Raw genomic sequence first — 22,097 nt, 5'->3', positions numbered from 1 at the left:
GGGATCAGTTCCTTTTTTCATAATGATCATTTTATAAAACTTAGCGTAAGCTGGAAAGTTCTCGTTTTAATTGTTCATTCTGTACCGCTGCCTCGAAATAGTCTGCGTGAATGGTCCAATCCGTTTCTATTTGTTTAGAGATTACTTTATTCACTGTCTTTTCCCCAAACAAAACCGATCCTATACTTAACGGCACTATATATACCCGATTCCATGACCATGCCATTGCCTTATTCCTCCTCTGAATTCTTAAATGTGTAATCTTTGATTGACTTTATTTTAAGAGATTAATATGTAAGATTCGTGTTCTTTATTTGAGTTTTGTGTGTGATTTTGCTCATAAGGGAGAAAACACCCTCCAACTGCTTAAATAAAATCCGATGCACACCAATACACCTAACCTAAAAAAGCAGGGTATCTCTTGAATTCGAGATACTCCTGCTCGATGTTTCATTGCACTCGTTACGCTCTTGCCATCTGCCGGCAAGCTTCTGCACATTCGCGGCAGAATTTTGCGCATTCTTGACAATGGGCATCTTTAAACGCTTCACAATCTTTGGCGCATGCTTCGCAAACCATGGCACACAGCTCGCAACTTGCCTTCGCAAACATACTGTCTCTGCTCATTAATTGAGCTGCCTGAAGGCAGATTTCTGCGCAATCGTTCAGCATCTTGATCATTGAGGTTCTTGCTTGAACATCAGTCTCTTTTAGGCATGCTGAAAAACATTCTTCGCAAGCCTGTGCACATTTTAGGCAGGCTTCAATACAATGCGTATAGTGCTTTGGAGTAGCGGAGTTGGCAAGTAACATTTTCATTCCCTCTCTTTTCATTATTTGAATGTTGTTTGATCGTTAGTTATTATCTAAATAAAGACCAAATATATACACGTACACGTCCGGAGACTCCGCTTTCTAATAATGCGATTGAATTGCTCTATGATCCAGAGTTATACGTACTCAGATTAACGAATCCAAGCATTACCTTTGATTTACTACGAACTTGAGCTATCTAGGGGATAATAGCTTAAAATCTCATCGGTAAGATGCTAAAGACATTCCTAAAAGGTGTTAGAATCGCAGATAACGATGAATTAGTAAAAACAGCTTATTAGCTTACAGGGCAAATGATTCCCTGATTGAAATACACTTTATGAATGCCATGCACGACAAACAGCGCCATGCCTCGTCATTCTATTTTATGTATAGTGGTTTCTGACCGCAGACCTCAGTATCGGCCAGCAACATATGAGAATGTGCTCATTGACAACTAGCATTTTTTCGCTTATGCCGAACAGTTAACCATGGGCCACCTCAACGGGAAATATCTCAGAAAGAGGGAAACTGGGATTGGCCTCTCTTTAAAATCAAAAGTGATTTGATTTCGATCCCAGAGGGGTAATCCTAACGTAATCCGAAGGGGCACTGCCATATTCCTCGTAAGGTGTTGAACCCATAGAAAAACCGTTCGATTTATTTTTTTCAAAGGACTCTCGCTAAATATAACGGGTCTCCATAGGGTATGTTTGCGTAAACAACCGGACTTTCGTTTTGAAATAGTGCTCCAAATTACGGTGATAATACAAATACTCATGCTGCTTGTATGAGAATATTTTTGAGAACAGTTTGAAGATTTATACGTACTTACTCCTGATCGTGTTGTTTGAACGTACAATGTACGGTGACCAATGTAGTGAGGATGGTTATAGAATAGATTTACCCTTCGTTAGATTCGAAAAAAGCAATACGTTAGGTAGATCACACCACATTACAACCTCAAAGTGTAGTTGTTAAAAAATGATAAGGGGAGACGATTGAAAGGGCATGATCCATTATTGGATTATACCCTTCTTCTCTTCTCCCCAATATAATACAATAAGTTTACAATTTAACACGCTGCAACCGAAGCGCATTCAGAACCACAGAAACTGAACTTAATGCCATAGCTGCTCCAGCAACCCAAGGTGCAAGCAAACCAATCGCCGCTATCGGGATACCGATAGAATTATACGCAAGCGCCCAGAACAGGTTTTGCCGAATATTCCCCATCGTTTTTCGACTCATATAGATCGCATCCGGAATACTATTGAGATCTCCTCGCATGAGAGTTACGTCAGCAGCTTCCATCGCTACATCTGTTCCTGTACCCATCGCCATTCCAATATCCGCCATGGCAAGGGCGGGAGCATCATTGATGCCGTCTCCGACCATTGCGACTTTTTTCCCTTGAGCCTGTAATTTCTTTACTTCATCTGCTTTACCTTCGGGGAGAACTTCAGCCAATACACGCGTAATTCCAACCTGCTTGGCAATTGCTTCAGCTGTTCGATGGTTATCACCCGTAATCATAATGACTTCGATCCCCATGTCATTAAGCCGTTTAACAGCCTGTGCCGAGGTTTCCTTAATGGTATCTGCAACCGCTACTATACCGGCATACTGCCGATCTACAGCAATCAGCATGGCTGTTTTGCCTGCCTGCTCCAGTTGGTCCATCTGATCTTGCGCATGATTGATGGACACTTGAAACTGAGCCATGAGTTTTCTCGTACCCACGAGAATTTCCTTGCCCATCACATTTGCCTTAATACCATGCCCAGGTATCGCTTCAAACGTGTCCGTTCTCGGCAATTGGATACCCTTAGCGATAATCCCAGCAACTATAGCTTCAGCCAGAGGATGCTCGGAGTTCTTCTCTGCCGCGCCGACAAGGGCCAGCAGATCTGTTTCCATCCAGCCGGAAACCACGACGTCAGTCAGTTCCGGTTTGCCTTTTGTCACCGTTCCGGTTTTATCTAAGATGATGGTATTAATGCGGTGGGTAGCTTCTAGGTGTTCACCGCCTTTAAACAGGATTCCCGACTCTGCGGCTCTTCCTGAACCTGCCATAATGGAAGTCGGTGTCGCAAGTCCCAGGGCACAAGGACAAGCAATGACGAGTATCGCAATCGCAATCTCCAGTGCGTTTGCAAACTCTCCTGGCGTAATCCAAACAAACCAAGCGATAAACGCAAGAACCGAGATCGCTACGACGATCGGAACAAATATACCTGAAATGGCATCTGCTACACGTTGAATAGGAGCTTTGGAACCTTGGGCCTCTTCAACCACTTTAATAATCTGAGCCAGGGCCGTTTCTTTTCCGACTTTGGTCGCTTGAATTCGAAGTACTCCGTTCTTGTTAATCGTTGCACCAATGACAGGATCTCCCGTTCTTTTCTCAACCGGCAGGCTTTCTCCAGTTAACATAGCCTCATCTACGGAAGAAGCCCCCTCCACCACCTCGCCGTCAACCGGGATTTTCTCCCCTGGTTTTACGATTACGATGTCACCGGCCACGACTTCTTCGACAGGGATAGTCATTTCCTGTCCATCGCGAACAACCAATGCCGTCTTGGCTTGAAGACCCATCAGTGTTTTAATCGCTTCAGACGTTCTTCCTTTGGCAAGAGCCTCGAACAATTTCCCGAGGATGACCAGTGTAATCAAGATAGAGCTGGTCTCATAGTACATTTCCGGTCCATGAGCCCCCGCACCGGCTTGAACCCATTCGAGCGTCAAATAGAGGCTATAGAAGTATGCTGCCGAAGTCCCGAGGGCTACCAGAACGTCCATATTGGCACTTTTATTACGCAGCGCTTTATACGCACCAACATAGAAATGGCCACCGATATAAAATTGAACTGGTGTAGCCAAAATCAGTTGGAACCAAGGGTCCATGAAAATCATAGGCATCCAAATCCAAGATAGGAACGAGAAGTGGCTGATCATGGACCATAGTAATGGTAAAGAGAGAAGGGCTGAAATGATAAACCGTCTTTTTTGTTTAGAGATTTCTTTTTGTTTATGTGCGGAGGCGTCCTGCTGCCCTTCCTTCGGCATGGCCTTATACCCGAGTTGCTCCACCTTTTTTTGCATGTCTTCCAAAGTAACAGTCGCTGGGTCGTACTCGACCCGGGCTGTTTCAAGGGCAAGATTAACATTTGCCGTTACAACACCGGGCATTTTGTTTAATCCCTTTTCAATCCGATTGGCGCAAGCGGCGCATGTCATCCCAGTGATTTGGAAATCCGTGGTTTGCTTTACAGTGCCGTAGCCTAAATGTTCAATCTGTTCTTGCATTTGCGGAATGGTTGCACGTTTGGGATCAAACGTCAAAGTCGCCCGTTCCAAGGCGAAATTCACATTTGCTTCCGTCACCCCATCCATTTTTCTTAATCCTTTCTCGATCCGGTTGGCACAAGCAGCACAAGTCATTCCTGTGATCTGTAAGGTTGTTTGCTCCTCACTTTTAGATATCGTTGAACTCATTATCTATCCCTCCCTCATACCCCCAGGGGGTACATTGTGTTGAAAAAAAGGAGCCATCTTGACGATGGCTGCTTACGGACTTAGACGACATCGTAACCTTGCTCTTCGATGGCATTCTTTATGGCTTCCAAGGATACACTAGATTCATCAAAAACGACCTCAACTGTCTTTTTCTCCAGGTTCACTTTTGCATCAGCCCCAATGTTTTTAACGGCTCCTTCAACACTTTTTACACAATGTCCGCAAGACATTCCTTCTACATGTAATGTTTCGTTCTTCATCTTTCATTCCTCCATATCGTTTGTTTATTTCATTAATTTATTCATGGTAACCAGAATCTCATCAATCACTTCATGTTCGCCGGATTGGATTCGTTCAATCACGCAGCTTTTCATATGACCTTCCAGAACCATTTTCCCTACGCTATTGAGAGCCGACTGAATCGCCGCAATTTGATTTAGAACGTCATCGCAATAGGTATCTTTTTCTATCATCCCTTTAACCCCACGAATTTGACCCTCAATCCGGTTTAACCGGGTCATTAGATTGGCCTTCGTTTGATCAGAATGATGACTTTTTCGATGATGTCCATGAGATGCAGTCTGTTCCACTGATTGTTCCATGTGCCTCACCTCTCACCATCAATATACCATACCCCCCTACCGTATGTAAACAGGGGATTAGGAAGTACTTCATCTCCTTTTTTAGTCTGTTCATTTAACCTCTTTGTTTATGCACCTGTATATAACCTCTGCCTTTTGTAATTTTTGCAGAAACTGTGGTTAATTACAGCCCACAATGATCCTCAGTTTGATCACGATAGACGAAGTCACGGTCTTCGGAAACCCTTGAAATCATGTAAATGATAATTGGCTTTTAGCTGAGATAATTATAGTGTGCCTCATATTGATAAGCTTCGCTTGATCGTCTTTCTAATGGGATAGGAATTTGACTTCCTGAACGGCACCATCAAATAAAGACTGTCAAGCCCGTGGTATATATCAACGGGCTTGTTCTATATATCATTAAGGTAAGTCTAGTGATTGGCCGTACATGATGCTACAGTTTGAAGATACGGATAGACTTTAGCAATTGGTCAACCGATTGGGACATGTTTTCAAGAGCCCCTGATATCTGGTTAACCATTTGACTTTGCATATCCGAAGTTTGGACCACACCTTGAATACGAGAAGAAGTGTGTTCGGCAATCGTAGTCACATCCGCAACAGAATCAGAAATGTAGTGAGAATCTGTTGACATTTGTCTTGTTGCTTGATATACATTTTGATTCTGAGAAGCTACATGTTGAGAGGAGATAATGATCTGTTCGAAGGATTTCCCTGCAGAGATTAGGTGCTGGTTCCCCGCTGTTAATTGAACTAAACTTGTGTTCATCCCTTCGGCTGCTTCACTGGTGATATGTTGAACCTTTTCAATGAGTATTCTTATTTCTTGGGCTGAGTTTTCAGACTGCTCAGCTAGTTTTTTCACTTCATCTGCAACCACAGAAAATCCTCTCCCAGCTTCTCCTGCACGCGCAGCCTCAATGGAAGCATTCAACGACAGCAAATGGGTCTGTGAGGATAAATCGGTAATAACGGTCGCAATGTTCCCGATACTGCCTGAGCTATCCGATAATTGTTGTATTTTACTAGCTACATGTGTGATGGATGCGTTCAAATGGTTGATTACAGAAATGATGCTTAGAAGCCAATCGTTGCCTTGATCCGCATGCACAACCATATTTTCCGATGCACTGGCGACTTGTGATGACCTTTGAACGATTTCTTGTATGCTAATTTGGATATGTTCAACGGCCTCCATACTTTGATTCATGCCCTCAACCTGTTTGGATGCACCTTGGAGTATGGATTGCAAGGTACGATCGATCTCAAGTGATGAATCTCCTACGCCATTGATATGCATTTGAACAACACCAGAAACTTTATGTACCTCATCCGCGGCCTGCTGAGCCTTAGACACTAGTGTATGTAAGTTATGAGTCATTAGATTAAATGCTCTCGAAAGGATACCCAACTCATCCTTAGAAGTGACGGGGATATCTGTGATACTAAGATCGCCATTTGCAACTCGTTCCGCCATGATAGTGACTTGTCTTAAGGGTGCGGTTAATTTTCTTGTGAAAAGAGCGGTGAGGAATAAAGCGATAAGGAGTCCGATCATCGTAAATACAATCATTTTTACTTTAAAACGACTAATTGCCTGATTATACATTTCCTTGCCCATACTAATATGGAACGCCCCAATTACAGTTCCGTCTGAGGATCTAATGGGTTCATAGACCGCCATTTCAGTTCCATCATGCGCTTCACCTACATACGACTTTCCACCTAAGACGATGGATTTTACGTTCGACTCAAGTATTATTTCTGTGATGTTCATATTATGGCTACCCTTAGACGATGCAGCTACACCCTTCTCGCCTTTAAAAATTACAATATCATCACCAGTTAATGCGCCAACGAACAAAGCAACGTCATGATTTCCCTCTATAGAGACCTCGCCTTTAAACAACTTCCCATCCTTCAGCGTCCATTCTCCGGGAAATTTAACATCTAGCAGTGCAGTCGCTAACTTTGTGTTAGACACCATCTTTTGTTCTGCGAGGTGGGTAACCTGGGCATTCATATTCGCGATGGCATAAGTACTGAAGGAAACGATGAGTATTAAAATGAAAAGGCTTATATATAGAATCAGTTTGCTGGATAACTTCATTTCGTTCCTCCACCTTTGTTATTCACATGAAGATAGCTCTAATAAGGCTAGTTAAAAAAGGAGACCGCCACCCCAACTTAGGAGTGCGCGATCTCTCAGACTGACAGTTATTGATCAGAATAAATCGGTAAAATCTCACTTGATGCAGTACAATTAGTGTTTTTTGTTTCGCATCATTAAAGGCATAAGTACGAGATGTGAAAGCGGGCATAACAACAATACACTATAGGCAAGCATATTACTTGTTGAACCACTTACATTATTAGCAATGATTAAAATAACGAACAGCACGATCGGAAGTATACAACACATCATCATCATCAGACGATGGGCTGGGCCTTTTTTATGATGATTGTTATGACTGTCATGCTGGTTATGGTTTCCGCAACAGCTCATGAAATAACCTCCTTAAACTTTAATCATATAGTCTATTAAATACTTACGCTCTGCCCAGGGATATCTGTCCTATGGTTTCTTTGCATCATTTCATCCATATTGGAATCCCGCATCATCTCATCCATTGTGGTACCTTCCATCATGTCCACCATATCCGGTTTTTTCATCATTTCACTCATGTCTTTATCTTCCATCATTTTTTCCATATCAAGTCCATTCATCATTTCGTCCATGCCTGGCTGCTTCATCATTTCAGACATATCGGTATTGCTCATCATATCCGTCATAACTTCATCGTTCATTGTATCGTTCATGTTCGCCATATGGTGAAAATACGTCTCCTGCTGAGCTACCTCTTGCTTGGAAGAAACATCCCCTTTGGAGATGTCGGAATCAACTCCTGTAGCGTATACTGCGGAACCGATTCCCAACGTCAATATAAAAGCACCCAAGCCAGTTAATAATTTCGCATTCATTTTTCTTTTCGCCTCCTGTAACTCCATGGTACAAGAGATCCTTGTGGAATTTATGTAGCATTTATGGGCTTTTAATGGAGAATACATTTTAATCCTTTCTCATATCACTGTTTGTAGGTAGAGGACACGCTTTACAAGTAGCTTATTCAACCAAACTCACATTAAAAGGAGGGATTAAAGTGTCATCCTTAGGACTTGCAGTTGTTTTTTATATCTTCATTTTGGTCTGGTCTTTTGTCATTATCCTGCGATTTAAGGCGACAGTTACAGAATCGATTCGAATGGTTTCGCCTATGGTAGTCGGGATGATTGTTGGTTTTGGAGGCGGTACTTTGAGCGGCCTCTATATTGCCGGCCCTGTTCAATCTTTGGTGTTAGGTGTCCTTCTAGGGATCTTTTCTGGAAGCATAATAGGAGGACTGATGGGTTTGGGGGCGTTCTTAAACGGAGCATCGTCTGGGATGATGGCCGGATTAATGGGGGTTATGCTGATACAAATGTTTCCTCAATCAGAATGGAAAGATGTTCTATTCTTTTTTATGGTCGTATCCGGATTCTTGCAATTTGCCCACACTTTATTGTTGCAGCGCTTATCTAGCGAGAACGTAATCGAAGGTACTTTTAAGGTCTTGAGTTCACCGCTATTCATGTTCCTCTTCATTTCAACAGTCCTTATGGTATATGTCACCGTTGCAAATCATAACGATCCTGAACAAGCGAAGCCGCTAAGTTTACAAAAAACGATTCAGAATACGAACCATACAAATCATTAATCTTTGAGGATCGGGTTCAATGTTCACATAAGATAGCTACCAGACAGTTTTAAAGTGGTAATATGAAGAGTTGGCCTTATATAAAAAAAAGCCACCATGGCGTTCCCATGGTGGCAGATACAACTGTACTCCGCCATAACTGAAGAACACGGCAGAGCCGGTTTTAATCCATTCACCCCAGGCAAATGACTACTAGTTACTTGCGGAGCTATATCAATGATATCAACACTACCTATATGGTAGATCCAAAATAGCTATGCGATAAGCACAAAGGATGTTCTCTTCCACTCATGCACCTTACACCCTATGTACTGTCTCTTTCACCTGGTTCCTTGTGAAGAAATAAAGGAACACAGACAGAGAAATAACAAGAATACTCATACTCGTCCACTGACCTGCTGTCCAGCCTAACGCATAACGCGGTGAATCTCCACGCAGAAATTCCATAGAAAACCGGACCAGGGCATACATAATATTATAACTTAAAAATTGTCCACCTTTAGGCAACTTTATATTCTTCAAGACTAGAAGAATACCAAAGACGATTAAGTCAAGCTGACCTTCCCATATTTCAGCAGGCCATAACGGAACTGAACCATAGCGCTCGAAAGCTATAGTCCCTTCTGGATAAACAATTCCGAAGCCAGTCCCGGTCGGGGCCCCAAATGCATCTCCATTTAAAAAGCAGGCAATTCGGCCGACAGCTTGTCCAAATATGATTGCCGGCGCTAGAATATCCGCAAGTCCCCAAAAAGAAATCTTCTCTTTCCGCGCATAATAAGCTGCCGCAATAAAACCACCTATTAACGCTCCCTGGATTGAAATGCCACCATTCCAAATCGCGAATATTTCCCCCAAATGTTTTGAATAATAACCCCACTGAAAAAAGAATACATGCCATATTCTTGCGCCGATTATTGCACTAAATATTACGTAGAAGACTAGATTCAATATATGTTTTTGATAGTTGGTCCCTCGAGCTAAATAATATGCAACACCTATCGCAAGTAGCACTGCCAACCCTACTATTACGCCATAGGATCTAATCGAAAGTCCTGCAACTTCGAATAAGATTACTCTCAAATCATTTCCTCCTTAGCCTCGTTATGGAGTAATACTGATACCATTCGGAGTCGCGCCTACGTTGATTGTTGTAATTACTTGATTTGTTTCATTATCGATCACTGTTACGGTGTTATCGAACATATTCGTCACAAAGATCTTGCTGCCATCCGGGTTGATGACTACACCATGCGCCCCTGTGCCTGTCTCTGTCGTTGCTGTTACTTGTTTTGTCACGAGATCAATTTTTGAAATGCTATGTGACGGATTTTCTTCTGTACCTTGGTTCGCTATTACGGCATATTTATTATCAGCAGAAATGTATACCTGAGCAGGGCCATTACCGACAGGCACTTTTGTAATGTTAGAAGAATCCAAATCTACTACAGCGGCTGCATTTTCTGCGTTTAATGGAACGACAAGGATTTTTCCATCACTCGTGATTCCCGTCGTTACAGGTGTATTACCTACACTGATTTTTTGTTTTTCATTCATAGCATCCAAGTCCAACACACTTACCGTGTCTTCGGCCATATTTGCTATATAGGCATATTTGCTGTCTGTGGATATTCTAAATCCATGCGGTCCCGTTCCGGTTGGAATGGAATTTACTATTTTTAAGGACTTGGCATCAATTACAGATGCATCGTTTCCTTCATTATTCGTAACCAATACATACTTCCCATCATTTGTGAACACAATATGAGCCGGATGAGCCCCGACCTCAACTTTTTGAATTAGTTCGTCTGATGATGTGCTAAAAAAATAAGCATACCCATTCATTTCATGTTCACTTTGCTCGTTCTCTGCTCCCTCTTCCATCTCCCCCATAGTAGGAACCACTGTAACTCCTACCGTTTTCCCATCGGGTGAAATTTGTACGTTATGAACCGAACCGTCAATATCGATCGACTTAATGACTTTGTATGTGGTTGCATCAATTTTAGTAATACTACCACCTTCATCAGCAGTATATAAAATCACTGGTGAGCTATTTTGGGAATTCGAGGTACCGGTAGTAGGTTTAGCATTTGTTGCAGTAGTTGCAGATGGAGTCGGATCTGAACTATTCTTTTGCGCCGATCCACAGGCAGTAATGCTAACACTTAAAAAGGCTACGGTGAGGACATTCATCCACTTTTTTCTCATATTGTTCATCTCCATGAAGTTTACTTGTTAAGACTTCCCTAAAAATATAGCTAAATGTACATGCTATTTCTCTAAGTGTTTTTAATTTTAACTATCATTTATGTGTTAAGTATGTGCTTTTTGTGGGAAAACATCTTAATTAACATTCCAAATATTACGCCTAAACAAGTCTTTGAATCCTGTGATAGGATGACGTCAGTTTCACAAAAAACAAACGAAGGGAAGTCTATCATGAAAAAGAATTTTGCCATTTTATTGCTTTCTACCTCTCTGGCAATCAGTATATTCGGTGTGCAATCGACGACGTCATCCGCAGCTAGTTATACTTCGCAAGAGTCTATAAGTACTGTAAGGAATAGTATCATCTCCAAAGGAATGACATACTTAGGTACCCCGTATGAATTTGGATCCAGTAGAAGTAATACTAGAACCTTTGATTGCTCTGATTTCGTTAGACAAGCCTATCTTGAAGGGGCAGGAATCACTTTACCCTCTAATTCGAGAACTCAAGGTGCCTACATCAAGAGCAAAGGGTCTTATACAACAAATTGGAAAAGCCTAAAGCCTGGAGATATTATGTTCTTTATGTCTTACCGTGGAAATAAAGCTTCAGATTATCAAGGAATTAATAGAAATACAGCACGAATTACTCATAATGGAATCTATCTGGGAAACGGAAAAATCCTACAAACCTACTCAAAAAAATCGGGTGGAGTTCGAATCGATACGATAGAGGGCACTCAATGGGAAAAACGCTTTCTTTTCGGAGGAAGTGTTTTAAGAAAGTAAGGCTACACTTAACTAAAGGTTGCCGATTAGAGTTTTTGTGATTTACGGAATTTTAAAGCAGCGTCAGAACAAGACTTGACAAATAAGATCTTAGATTAGTGTGTTTCTGTTCAACTAACGTTTCCCGTTGGAGATTAATGAAGTATCTTCAGTCTAGAACTTTATTTTCTTTTGACACATGTGTTATTTGATATTTATCAAATCGGCAATAGTATCAAGTTCTTGTCCATTTTCGGCAAAGGGACCAAGTTCTTGTCCTGCGAAAAGGACAAGAACTTGGTCCCTTAAATAAAAAAAACCGCGCTTGGCGCGGGCTGTTATGGGACTATGTTCTTGTCCTCCTACAGGACAAGAACATATATCGTTAAAGGACAAGAACATGTATCTATTCCCTCTTAGGATAACAAAAAAAGCTGATCTTCAACAAGATCAACCCTAGGTTTCTTACTTATCCATTTTTCTGAATCATTCGTGCATAAACCATTGGCATCTCAGATGTGACATTAGCAATCAATTGATGGATTTGACCCATATTCAAGCCAGCTTTCATCAACTTCATACCATATCGATGTTTAAACCCATTGGCTGTGAAATGAAAAATTTCCCCAGGTTCGTCTTTTATATTTGCTTTTTCGGCAAATCTATCTAGATTCCTTAAAAAAGACAATTGTAAAATTTGCCGACCGACACCTTTCTTTCCTTCATATCTTATAAAAATTAAGTTGTCAGGATTTTTTTCTCCAGGAAAATACTCTTCGACTTTACTTATATAAGTATTTATCAAATCAGATAGTTCTTTTGATATGGGCACCATTGGAAATTCATATCTGGAGTTAGTTTTCTCAAATCTAATCCAATAGTCACCAGTTATATGAATAATTGAATCTTTCTTCAGATTTAATATATCGATTAATCTCTTACCTGTTGCTTCCAACAAGAGCAATATTGTGGCATATTGATGGTTGAGTTTATCCAGATTACTTAATATTTGTTCCCACACAGTATCAGAGACCGGTTTGTAATCTTCGTCTTTTTTTGGGTTTAACTTAGGTCTATCTTCTTGATATATAAGTTTCCTAATTGGTAATTCAGGTGCTTCAGTCCACTCATATCGTTGTATAAAATACAAGAAATTTTCTAGACCACCTATCATTCGCCAGATATAATAATCAGTCGCTTCCTTTCCCCTATAATTAGTTGATTTATTTCCCCGTATCGGTGTGTTTTTTAAACTTTTCAGGTACTCATCCATATCGTAGCGGTTGAGTTTCGTTAACTCCGTCCAATCTGGCCATTTAAGCACAATGAATTTCAGAAAAGGTACAAGTGTATTAACTTCACTTCTTGCTGTTGAAAATTTTATTGAATCCTGTACAAACAACCGATGCTGTATATATTTTTTGATGAGTGGTTTGTATATGTCAGGGATTTTTTCAAAACTAAGATAATAATCTGCCCTAGTCGTATTATAAGGAATCCCTAACCTCCTGACTGAAGTGCACCCCTTAGAATAGACATTGGAAAAACCCCAGGGTAAATCCGATGTAATTCTAGGGGGTGCATTTTTATGCCAGCTAAGAAAGGTCAGAAGTTTAAGCATTATCCTGAGTCTGTGAAAGTAGAAGCTGTTCGACTGTTTATGGAGGAAGGATGGTGCTGCAGAAAGATTACAGAACACCTGGATATTAATGACAGGAAGCGTGTCAGTGTCTGGGTGAGGAAGTATCGGGCAAAGGGAAAAGACTCTTTTCAGGATAGACGTGGAGATCCGCACAGGTCTGAAACAGAGCAAGAGCGAGAACTACGTCGTTTACAGTTGGAGGTAGACGTTCTAAAAAAGTGGTTACAAATCTTGAATCGGGAGGGTTGAAGGATAGATATGTTGTCATCGACGAACTGAAGCATAAGCAGACCGTAAAGGAACTCTGTGGATATTTAGGGGTCCACAGAAGCGGTTACTATGCTTATCTGAAGCGCAAGGAAAAGGATCCAGACCAAGAGTTGAAACGTAAGATCAAAGCCATATACGAGCAACGGGACAAGACGGTAGGATACCGTCGGATACAGGATGAGTTATACCGCCAATATCACCTTGTCGTGAATCACAAGAAGGTTTTACGACTCATGCAGGAGCTTCGTATTAAGGCGATTATACGCCGTAAGTACGTCCATAGAACAACCTATGAGGCAGCAGTTTCGGATGGAAGAGTCGCAGAGAATCTACTGAAAAGAAATTTCAAAGCGGATAAACCCAACCAGAAATGGGTAACGGATGTTACACAATATCGGGTATTCGATGAGAAAATTTACTTATCAGCCATCAAGGATTTGTGGAATAACGAGATCGTCGGATACCACATTAGCAGATGTAACGACAATCCACTTGTATTAGAGACGTTTAGAAAGGCCTTTGAAACACATAAAGACGTGACTGGACTGATCGTTCACAGCGACCAGGGATGCCAGTACACGTCCCATGCATACCACGACATGCTGCCACAGGTTGGCGCCCAAATCAGCATGTCACGCCGAGGAAATTGTTATGACAATGCCTCCATCGAGAGCTTCTTCTCTCATCTTAAAGTCGAAGCACTCTATCCTTATGATATACGAAGTATCGCTGAGGCACAAAGAAGAATTGAGGAGTATATACGTTTTTACAATGAAGATAGAGCACAACGAAAACTAAACAAGCTGACTCCTGTTGAGTACAGGAATCAGCTTGTAGCCTAGGTCTTTTTTCAATGTCTACTAAATGGGGTCTTGACCAGACATCCCATCTATCTTTTAATATTTCAGACTGATACATTTCCAAATTTGTGTTCTCTTTGTTGTGGCCGTACCTGTTAATAGACGCTAATATTTTGTTTCTCTTCATTTAACTCACCTCATCTTGTTGCTTCCTTATAAATTTAGTTTCGTCACATATTGATCCACATATACCTGCAGCTCTTTGTGTTTTTGGTCAATCATCATTGAAACAGCCAGAGGTGAAAAAGACCGCATCGACTTCCCTTTATTTTTCCATCTTCTGCAATCGATAGTACTTATATTTATTTTCCTATTCTTGTTAATACGAGTACAAATAAATCGTAATAGGATTCGTTCATTTTCTCTCTTGAGAACGAATAAAAAAAACATATTTGAATGTATGATCTTTTCGTACTCATTCCCCTTTGGTTTAGACAGTTCTTTGGAATTTAACAAAGCAAAATCTAACCAATTTATAAACATTTGATAAAGTTGATAAGCTGTAGTTTTGTTAATAATCCATCTCAGTGCATCTCCATCCACGCTTCCGAAATAACTTAACGTTTTATTGGCTGCTCTAAAAAGATGGCTTAATCTTTCTTTATAAAGCAAGCAAACGACATTAAATTGTCTCTTTTCCTTCCCTCTATTTGGCACTCCTTGCAAAGGACCGTAGAAATTCGGCAAACTTAGTGAACTCTGTTTCCAAAAAACATAAGCATAGGCAATTGGGCATATTGGTGGAAAGTCATCCTGTTCTTCCTTTAAAAGCAATTGAAGTCGTTTGATACAATCTAAATGGAGACGATATGTTTTTTTTATGTGCTTGTCTATCGTTTTAAATATTTGTCGATTATCCATAAATATTTCTTCATATAGGCTTTCCAAGACTTTATCTTTAAGGGCATCTCCGGATGGATCGATCTTATATGTAAAAAATGACGATTCGATAAACGGATTGCCTTTTCCTTTTTCTGTGACTTGATTAAGCATGTTGAAGTTTAAATTTTCTGGAACATATATAAAACGCTCGTTCGAAGTCTTTAGATGTTCGGGAGCAATCCATTTCGCTATATCTGTATTAATAAATTTTGAAGTATCAACTTCCCATTTAAGCCATCGAGTTGATAGATCCGCATACTGATATCCACATTTACACGTAAATGCGGAGCTCATATATGTATCACTAAGGATATATGGAGTTTTTTGTCTACAGGCAGGACACTCATCTTTTAAGGGTTCATTATGAAATGGACAAATCTCAAACAGAGTGAATTGATGCATTAGACTGTGATATCCATTTAATATACATTTAGGACACCAGCGTATATGTAATGAAAACCATTCTTCTTTACGCGCTGTATTTCCCAAAGGATGCAACAGGTTTTGGATCACTCCTCTTGTTAGGGAGTGTACATTCACTTGAAATTGCTTAGTAACCTTTAGTTCATCCAAGCCATTTAAAGTAAGTAGATCTCTTACATGATTACCTAGATGATTATTCTTAATAGAGAGTACATCCTCAGTCCCAAAGGTTCTTAGAATAAGGGATTTATTGATTATATTTGCATAACTAAACTTTTCAAAAACGGACCATGCCGATTCATATGGCCTGATCCATTCTTTTCTCCATATTGCACCCATTGTATTCCCCCCTCTCACCTTATCCTTGGGCAAGGGCCATATATATTTCAGATTCAATATACCCTGAAGATTCAATTGCCTCTCTCCACAATGGCTCGGTTAGCCAATATTGACTATCACCATGAGAACCGTTTTTCTTTAATGCATTTTCAACCGTAAAAGCAAAATATTCCATAGGGATCTCAAATACAGAACGAACTCCATGCTCTTTACGTATTTTCTCAAAGAGATTAAACAAATTCTTGCCTTCCTTTTCTAAACGCTCCCCATTATTATAAGCATCGGAAAAAAAGTATTTTGTAAAACTCCAATCACTATTCTGAGGGTAACATGAAATTTCTGCTGAATCGTAGCACTTTAAAACTAACATCATTTCTTCTACAGAGCGAATGCCGTAAAAATGATGTTCATGTGTCATAAACCGACCGATGATTTGGGATTTTTTTTGTTCTAAAAAAAACGTGCGCCGAGAAAGTAGTTCTTCTTGTCCTACAGAAATAACGGACATACTCACATTCTCTCTGTCTAGTTGGTTATAAATATCCATTAACCAATTATAATGAAACTCAGTTAAGCGATGTGCCTCATCCATAATGAGAATTATTCTTCGCATTTTGGACTTCTCCGCTTTTTCAAGCATGAGATTTACAATTTGGCGTCTCATTTCAGCAGGCTTTCTTACCGCTGGAAATGGAAATTTAAAATCCGACAAGAGGTCATAATAAAATTTTTCCTCATTCGGAACCTTATAAGAGTTGCTGTTAGCCATTAAAATGGGCAAAGGTACCCCTATACTTGTAGGTAAATTCTCAATAGCAAATCGTAAAGCATACGTCTTTCCTAATCTTGGTCTTCCATAAACAATCATCCCTGGCAATCTGCTATCAACAATATTGGTTATTTTCACCATTAGTCTTAGGACTTCTTTTGTTGGCATCAGATAATGCCCCTGCTCTATTGGGTGAGTTCCTATTGGGACATTTGGTCTATCCATAAATTTTGCTCCTTTCTATCCTAAAGACTCGTTTTGTACATTTTTTGCAACTGTTCGTACACTTCTATCTCATCAGATAATTGTTTCTTTTTAGAAAAATCTCTTGCATCCTCGAGGGCTTGGTTGTATTTTTCTGCTTGTTCCAGTGCTTTGGTTTGTTCAGCAGGTTCATTTACTCGTTTCCCCTTTTTATTAGAAGCCTCTCTTACCTGTGTCACTTTATTGGCTGCTCCTCTTTTTCCTTCAGTTGCATTTTTCATCAAATAATCCGTGTAAATAAATACTGGATCGTCCCATGTTGTATAATGAATGAGTTTTCGCTGAACCAATGAGTTTATAGCCTTTCGCGTCTGTAAAGAATGTGGTGTTAATGACCACTTTCCTGCAGCAGTAAGATAGTCAAACTCACTACCATCTTCCAGATAAGCTTTAACAGTACGTAGGTCATCGACATTAACATGGAGATGAAGCTCCTTGTTTATCAAATGTGCTGAATGGGCCAGTTTATCACTTCGATATTCAACACCTACATACTGGATATATGGCTTTTTACCAGATGAGTGAGATCCGCGCACGGTCCGGGTAATAGTAGTTTGCATAAAAAGCACCTCTGAACGTTTCTCTTCTTCTAATTGTCTTGGGAGTAAACCATTGTTCAAACGCTTACCAAGTAGTTCTAATGGGGATTGGTGATAAATCCCTCCATGTGGTGTTCCATTGTAATCAGAAATCATAACATCAATGAGTTGCTTCAAATGTTCGAAGGTCATATGATATCTAATTGCGTTCTTCTCAGGGTTCTTTCTTCTTGGATCATCAGGATTGCTTCCAGTTGTGTTCGGCAGCCGGTGAAAGCCTGTCTCCTCAAGTGTTTTGAAAAAACGCTCAATAATTCCTCTTCTCATTGGGAGTGCAACTGGTCCAAGATTAGTAGCGCACCCAATCAGATTCTTTAAACGGTCCTTTACCAAATTTGCAAGATGAGACTTAGCGTTATCAAAACAAATCACATCCCACACAGCCCAGGAAGTATAGTGTGGGTAAACTTCGGATGGGAATCCACCAACCTCTGAGTATTTCATTCCATCGATTGTGATTTTTATTTTTTCATGAGGTATGACCGAATTGCGAAAACATACCATAACATCACTCGCACTGTACTCCTTGCTTAAACTTATCGAATACCCCAAAACATTACGAGTGGCAACATCAATTAATGTAAGTATCCAAAATCGATCCAGAGTTACTGATACTAAATCACCTTCTGGGGTTATTAATTCAACAATGAAAAAACCATCTATGCGATGAGCATCAAATTGTACTTTCTGGTAGGGGTGTAAAGTTGAAGGATGATTCTGTTCACCTTCACCGGTATGTTTGGCTCGAGTCTGAGCCTCTTGTCCATAGCGTCTATTTTCCTTGCCAAAGTGAAGATATCCAAGGCGATTTAGGAAACGTTGTAAAGCTTTTCTACCCATGTTTTTAGTATTAAAAGGATATTGCGTTAAAGGAATTCCCTTATTCCGGCATTGATCAATAAATTTTTTGTGAATATTCAAAGGTTTCATGGCAGGTTCAAGCGTTCGACGATGGGTTCCCAAATATAAGTCTGTTATTAAATCTTCGAGATCAGGATGAGTCTCTAACAGCAGATTGAATTCCCCTGTTTTTCTCGATTCATTTCTATCTTCCTTCAGAACATCAAGCCGGTATACCTTAACTTTTTTGTACGGAATCAATGCACGAAATCCCCATACGACCCCATTTTCATCTAGGTCTATGCATCGTTTTACTAACCTTCTTAGATTCTGAGGGCTTATATTAGTAGATAGTCGGATTTCTTCCATATCGATTCGTTTAAAATACATAACGATTGCATTTCTTCGATTTATGTACCTTTGCTTCTCTATTTCAGATAATTTGGAATGATCTACACTTGGCCAAAGATCAGGATTGATTTGTTCCTGCAAGTAACCGTCTTTCTCAAACAATCGACATCTGCTCAAGCTTCCAGACCTCCATTTCATAGTTCCAAATTTTAGAATCAATATCGGCAGTGATTATCCCTTTGTAGTACAACCAATGACAAGAAAGAAAAACCTCATATGAACTACATGTTTCAGATAATTCATAGCAAATGTCTTTCATCGTTCTTTTCGTGTAGTCGAGAGATTTGGATACTTGTTCAATAAATTTTGGAGATTTGTGATTAATTACACTAGCTAAGATTTTGATTCTATTTTCAATGGAATATCTACCAGAACGAATGGCTTTCTCTGTCCTCACTTCATGGAGTTTTCCATTAAGCCTACACCATTCTTTTTGAGCTTCAATTTGCCTCATAACACGGTCGTAGTTCCGATTACTCGGATGAAGTTCTTTCTCATATTTAACTTCCACAAAAAGCTCAGATCCATCTTTATGAAGGTTCATATCAAAAATAGTTCGATGACGTTTGCCATTCAAAACATAAGTAATCTCCAGTGGTTGTTCACAATATGTTTTTACCTTAGGATCTGTTTCAACGGTCACCCAGTGATCAAATTCTAAGTCGCTATATAAGGTAACATCCCGGTCGCCAACTTTGGGGCCTATCATACCCCAGTAATTGTTACCGTATCTCTTGCTTCTTGGCATGACGATTGGAGAATATGGAATCAAGATATTATCCATACAGAATCACATCCACTCAATTCTTTTTGAAAATAATCAACTATTAGAGTCCCTTTGCTTCTTGGCATTCTTTATTTCCGAATGTTCAGATTATAAACAACATTTTATTCTTCGCTTCAAAAATACTAATTTACTCTCTTATTGGTAATACTATTCTTAATAGATTAAGAGAGGAGTAATTTCATGAACGAGTTTATATATTATAAAATCATAGGTGAACGTATTAAAAAGAAAAGAGAAGAACGATGCATGACTCAAGAAGATCTAGCTGTACTTGTTCATATCTCAAGGCCTTCTATAACCAATATAGAAGCCGGGCGCCATCTTATTCGAATCCATTATCTATATCAGATCGCAGAATCACTAGATGTTTCTGTTCATGATCTAATACCATAGGTTTTTTATAATTTGTTTTTGTTTTGTCGTATTCGTTTCTTCAAAGACTCAATAGCTGAAAAATAGAGTTCCTTCATCTCTGGGTCTATCTTTCGGCTCACAACTTCTATTGGGAAAGCACTCCTTATAGAATCAATATCAATTAACATGATTCTAGATACATCCTTAGGATCGTAAAATATTGGAATTTGCCATCCCTCATCTTGCTCTGCCAGCTCAAACCATCCATGTTTTATCATGTTTGTGTTCGAGTAAAATTGTTCCTTAAATTTCAAACCAAATGGCGTAACAGTAGCAAGTCCTAAAGAGTATGGATACTCAGTATTTGCCAATTCAATCACCTCAATAATCACTATTACCATTTATTTAAAAATGATACGTATACATATCAAATAACTAAAATGATATTTATACATACATGTATCGCCTTTGCTCCATTGTTTACACTTACAATTAGAGGTGTGATAATGGAAATTTCAGCACTAAAAAAAATAGGTCAAAGAATCCGCGATCTTAGAAAGCAAAAAGGATTGTCTCAAGAGCAACTCGCTGAGAAAGCTGGCTTTCATTTTTCTTATATTGGTGGCGTTGAGCGAGCAGAGAAAAACATTACGTTAGTGAATCTACTGAAGATCGCCGATGCTCTTGATGTTCAGATTATGGATTTGTTTATGTATACGAAATATCAACAGTCCGCTTTGAATGAAAAGGACGAATTGTTGAATCAAATCTTCCAAACCTTAGTTTCCTTAAAAAAAAGAGATCTTCGAAAGGTCCAAATCATGCTAGATGAGTTTTTCGAAAAATAAACCGATCGCATGTCATAAATAAACCGCACTCCATTTGCTTGGAGGTGCGGTTTATTTATGTTTGATATGGGAATGACTTTTTAGTATAAACTTTAGGAGGTGTTCCCATGCATACCATATGGAAAGGCGCTATCAGTTTTGGATTAGTTCACATCCCGGTGAAACTTTACGCCGCCACAGAGGAGAAAGAAATCTCTCTCAACCTACTCCATAAAAGCTGCCATGGTACAATTAAAAACCAGCGATATTGCCCAACTTGTCAACGATCCGTCGAGTCTGAAGAACTCATTAAAGGCTACCCACTGGATACGAATCAATATGTAACCTTTGAAAAAGAGGAACTCGATCAGATTCAAGAAGACGCTAGCAAGCAGATACGGATTATTGATTTCATGAAGGAAGAACAAGTCGATTTAATGTTCACGCAGAAGGTATATTTTCTCGGACCCGATCAACTTGGGAGTAATGCCTACTATTTACTGCTCAAAGCGCTTGAGACATCGAAGAGACTCGCAATCGCCAAGTTTACGTTTCGCGCGAACACGAAATTATGTATTCTGAAGCCGATAAATGGAACTTGCATTCAACTGGCCACCATGCACTACGCGAATGAAATTCGGCCCGCAGAGAACGTCCCCAACCTCTCTAGCACCATTTCTGTAGATCCCAATCAGCTGAAGTTAGCCTTACAAATCGTCAAAGGGCTGACAGGAACCTCGGATTTAACTTCATATACCAATCCAGAGCAAGAACGATTGCTGGCGGCTATTCAATCTAAAATTGCTGGCCAGAACATTGTATTAAAGCCCACGCAAGAATCAGATGTTGTTGTTGATCTTTTAGAGGCGCTTCAGGAGAGTGTCAGAATGAATAAAGGAAAAAATAAGGTGGCAGCCCCGAAGGAAAGTAAACGCGGGACCCCTAATGAAAAACTGGGATAGTCTCTTGCAAGCAAATGGATGAAGTAGCTAAGGATCCAAGTAAGGTGGTTCTTAGCTATTTTCATGTCCTTCCTGGACTTCTCCAAACGATTACCCTCTGCCAGTTTTTCTTTATAGTCCCCCACTGAATGTACGAGCAAAACTCTAGTTTATTTTTATATAAGCTAATGCTAATATATCTATATGATAGAATATAA

Annotated in this window: 23 protein-coding genes; 7 read left to right on the top strand and 16 right to left on the bottom strand. The window is 39.9% G+C overall.

Annotated features, from left to right (window positions below):
- Positions 1 to 40: 40 nt before the first annotated feature.
- The 7 genes from JRJ22_RS13785 to JRJ22_RS13755 form a co-directional block, all read right to left on the bottom strand.
- Positions 41 to 226 carry a hypothetical protein gene (locus JRJ22_RS13785; RefSeq protein ID WP_054940736.1) on the bottom strand — a complete coding sequence of 62 codons (186 nt, stop codon included), beginning with the start codon at positions 224 to 226 and terminating at the stop codon, positions 41 to 43.
- Between the two features lie 236 nt (positions 227 to 462).
- The gene (locus tag JRJ22_RS13780) at positions 463 to 813 is read right to left on the bottom strand and encodes a four-helix bundle copper-binding protein (protein ID WP_068724072.1); all 351 of its coding nucleotides are present in this window, start codon (positions 811 to 813) and stop codon (positions 463 to 465) included.
- A gap of 1,068 nt (positions 814 to 1,881) precedes the next feature.
- Positions 1,882 to 4,311, bottom strand: coding sequence for a heavy metal translocating P-type ATPase (locus tag JRJ22_RS13775; RefSeq protein ID WP_206104905.1), 2,430 nt, complete (start codon positions 4,309 to 4,311; stop codon positions 1,882 to 1,884).
- A gap of 80 nt (positions 4,312 to 4,391) precedes the next feature.
- Positions 4,392 to 4,592 (bottom strand): copper ion binding protein, encoded by a 201-nt coding sequence (locus JRJ22_RS13770; protein ID WP_054940735.1) that lies wholly within the window; start codon positions 4,590 to 4,592, stop codon positions 4,392 to 4,394.
- A gap of 24 nt (positions 4,593 to 4,616) precedes the next feature.
- The gene (locus JRJ22_RS13765; protein WP_054940734.1) at positions 4,617 to 4,934 is read right to left on the bottom strand and encodes a metal-sensitive transcriptional regulator; all 318 of its coding nucleotides are present in this window, start codon (positions 4,932 to 4,934) and stop codon (positions 4,617 to 4,619) included.
- Positions 4,935 to 5,370: 436 nt separating this feature from the next.
- A complete protein-coding gene (locus tag JRJ22_RS13760; RefSeq protein WP_206104904.1) occupies positions 5,371 to 7,047 on the bottom strand; it encodes a methyl-accepting chemotaxis protein in 1,677 nt (558 codons plus the stop codon).
- 431 nt (positions 7,048 to 7,478) lie between these two features.
- Positions 7,479 to 7,919 carry a hypothetical protein gene (locus JRJ22_RS13755; protein ID WP_054940732.1) on the bottom strand — a complete coding sequence of 147 codons (441 nt, stop codon included), beginning with the start codon at positions 7,917 to 7,919 and terminating at the stop codon, positions 7,479 to 7,481.
- A gap of 179 nt (positions 7,920 to 8,098) precedes the next feature.
- Here JRJ22_RS13755 and JRJ22_RS13750 point away from each other — a divergent pair, with 179 nt between their 5' ends.
- Complete coding sequence (locus JRJ22_RS13750) at positions 8,099 to 8,692, top strand: hypothetical protein (RefSeq protein WP_054940731.1); 594 nt, start codon at positions 8,099 to 8,101, stop codon at positions 8,690 to 8,692.
- Positions 8,693 to 8,989: 297 nt separating this feature from the next.
- Here the strand turns inward: JRJ22_RS13750 and lgt are convergent, their stop codons facing one another.
- Together lgt and JRJ22_RS13740 are read right to left on the bottom strand one after the other, a co-directional pair.
- Positions 8,990 to 9,775 (bottom strand): prolipoprotein diacylglyceryl transferase, encoded by a 786-nt coding sequence (gene lgt / locus JRJ22_RS13745; protein ID WP_068724081.1) that lies wholly within the window; start codon positions 9,773 to 9,775, stop codon positions 8,990 to 8,992.
- Between the two features lie 21 nt (positions 9,776 to 9,796).
- Positions 9,797 to 10,903 carry a YVTN family beta-propeller repeat protein gene (locus JRJ22_RS13740; protein WP_054940729.1) on the bottom strand — a complete coding sequence of 369 codons (1,107 nt, stop codon included), beginning with the start codon at positions 10,901 to 10,903 and terminating at the stop codon, positions 9,797 to 9,799.
- Positions 10,904 to 11,134: 231 nt separating this feature from the next.
- On the opposite strand from JRJ22_RS13740, the gene JRJ22_RS13735 reads away from it, so the two are divergent.
- Entirely contained in the window at positions 11,135 to 11,692 is a 558-nt protein-coding gene (locus JRJ22_RS13735) for a C40 family peptidase (protein WP_232381136.1), read from the top strand.
- A 183-nt stretch (positions 11,693 to 11,875) separates the two neighbouring features.
- On the opposite strand, the gene JRJ22_RS13730 is transcribed toward JRJ22_RS13735, so the two are convergent.
- The gene (locus JRJ22_RS13730) at positions 11,876 to 12,073 is read right to left on the bottom strand and encodes a hypothetical protein (RefSeq protein WP_206104903.1); all 198 of its coding nucleotides are present in this window, start codon (positions 12,071 to 12,073) and stop codon (positions 11,876 to 11,878) included.
- Positions 12,074 to 12,140: 67 nt separating this feature from the next.
- On the bottom strand, positions 12,141 to 13,292 hold the full coding sequence (locus JRJ22_RS13725; protein WP_206104902.1) for a tyrosine-type recombinase/integrase: 1,152 nt from the start codon (positions 13,290 to 13,292) through the stop codon (positions 12,141 to 12,143).
- Between JRJ22_RS13725 and JRJ22_RS13720 the strand changes: the two genes are divergently transcribed.
- A complete protein-coding gene (locus JRJ22_RS13720) occupies positions 13,260 to 13,562 on the top strand; it encodes a helix-turn-helix domain-containing protein (protein WP_076139116.1) in 303 nt (100 codons plus the stop codon). The genes JRJ22_RS13725 and JRJ22_RS13720 overlap by 33 nt on opposite strands.
- The gene (locus tag JRJ22_RS13715) at positions 13,559 to 14,425 is read left to right on the top strand and encodes an IS3 family transposase (protein WP_179088996.1); all 867 of its coding nucleotides are present in this window, start codon (positions 13,559 to 13,561) and stop codon (positions 14,423 to 14,425) included. The genes JRJ22_RS13720 and JRJ22_RS13715 overlap by 4 nt, the downstream gene beginning before the upstream one ends.
- Before the next feature lie 171 nt (positions 14,426 to 14,596).
- On the opposite strand, the gene JRJ22_RS13710 is transcribed toward JRJ22_RS13715, so the two are convergent.
- Genes JRJ22_RS13710 through JRJ22_RS13695 form a run of 4 tightly spaced genes read right to left on the bottom strand, consistent with a single transcriptional unit; the run spans position 14,597 to position 19,754 of the window.
- Positions 14,597 to 16,087 carry a TniQ family protein gene (locus JRJ22_RS13710; RefSeq protein WP_054940727.1) on the bottom strand — a complete coding sequence of 497 codons (1,491 nt, stop codon included), beginning with the start codon at positions 16,085 to 16,087 and terminating at the stop codon, positions 14,597 to 14,599.
- 19 nt (positions 16,088 to 16,106) lie between these two features.
- Positions 16,107 to 17,081: an ATP-binding protein gene (locus tag JRJ22_RS13705; protein WP_054940726.1), complete on the bottom strand. Its 975-nt coding sequence runs from the start codon at positions 17,079 to 17,081 to the stop codon at positions 16,107 to 16,109.
- Positions 17,082 to 17,101: 20 nt separating this feature from the next.
- On the bottom strand, positions 17,102 to 19,072 hold the full coding sequence (locus JRJ22_RS13700; protein WP_206104901.1) for a hypothetical protein: 1,971 nt from the start codon (positions 19,070 to 19,072) through the stop codon (positions 17,102 to 17,104).
- A complete protein-coding gene (locus JRJ22_RS13695) occupies positions 19,065 to 19,754 on the bottom strand; it encodes a TnsA endonuclease N-terminal domain-containing protein (RefSeq protein ID WP_054940725.1) in 690 nt (229 codons plus the stop codon). Before JRJ22_RS13695 ends, JRJ22_RS13700 begins: the two co-directional genes overlap by 8 nt.
- A 183-nt stretch (positions 19,755 to 19,937) precedes the next feature.
- Here JRJ22_RS13695 and JRJ22_RS29740 point away from each other — a divergent pair, with 183 nt between their 5' ends.
- Positions 19,938 to 20,150: a helix-turn-helix domain-containing protein gene (locus JRJ22_RS29740; RefSeq protein ID WP_054940724.1), complete on the top strand. Its 213-nt coding sequence runs from the start codon at positions 19,938 to 19,940 to the stop codon at positions 20,148 to 20,150.
- A 5-nt stretch (positions 20,151 to 20,155) separates the two neighbouring features.
- Here JRJ22_RS29740 and JRJ22_RS13685 read toward each other — a convergent pair whose 3' ends face one another.
- Complete coding sequence (locus tag JRJ22_RS13685) at positions 20,156 to 20,482, bottom strand: hypothetical protein (RefSeq protein ID WP_054940723.1); 327 nt, start codon at positions 20,480 to 20,482, stop codon at positions 20,156 to 20,158.
- A gap of 135 nt (positions 20,483 to 20,617) precedes the next feature.
- Here JRJ22_RS13685 and JRJ22_RS13680 point away from each other — a divergent pair, with 135 nt between their 5' ends.
- Together JRJ22_RS13680 and ku are read left to right on the top strand one after the other, a co-directional pair.
- The gene (locus JRJ22_RS13680) at positions 20,618 to 20,959 is read left to right on the top strand and encodes a helix-turn-helix domain-containing protein (RefSeq protein WP_206104900.1); all 342 of its coding nucleotides are present in this window, start codon (positions 20,618 to 20,620) and stop codon (positions 20,957 to 20,959) included.
- 107 nt (positions 20,960 to 21,066) lie between these two features.
- A complete protein-coding gene (ku, locus tag JRJ22_RS13675; RefSeq protein WP_206104899.1) occupies positions 21,067 to 21,900 on the top strand; it encodes a non-homologous end joining protein Ku in 834 nt (277 codons plus the stop codon).
- Positions 21,901 to 22,097 lie beyond the last annotated feature (197 nt).

The organism is Paenibacillus tianjinensis (assembly GCF_017086365.1).
Lineage (GTDB): Bacteria > Bacillota > Bacilli > Paenibacillales > Paenibacillaceae > Paenibacillus_AQ > Paenibacillus_AQ tianjinensis.
This window is presented reverse-complemented; position numbering and strand designations above follow the sequence as displayed.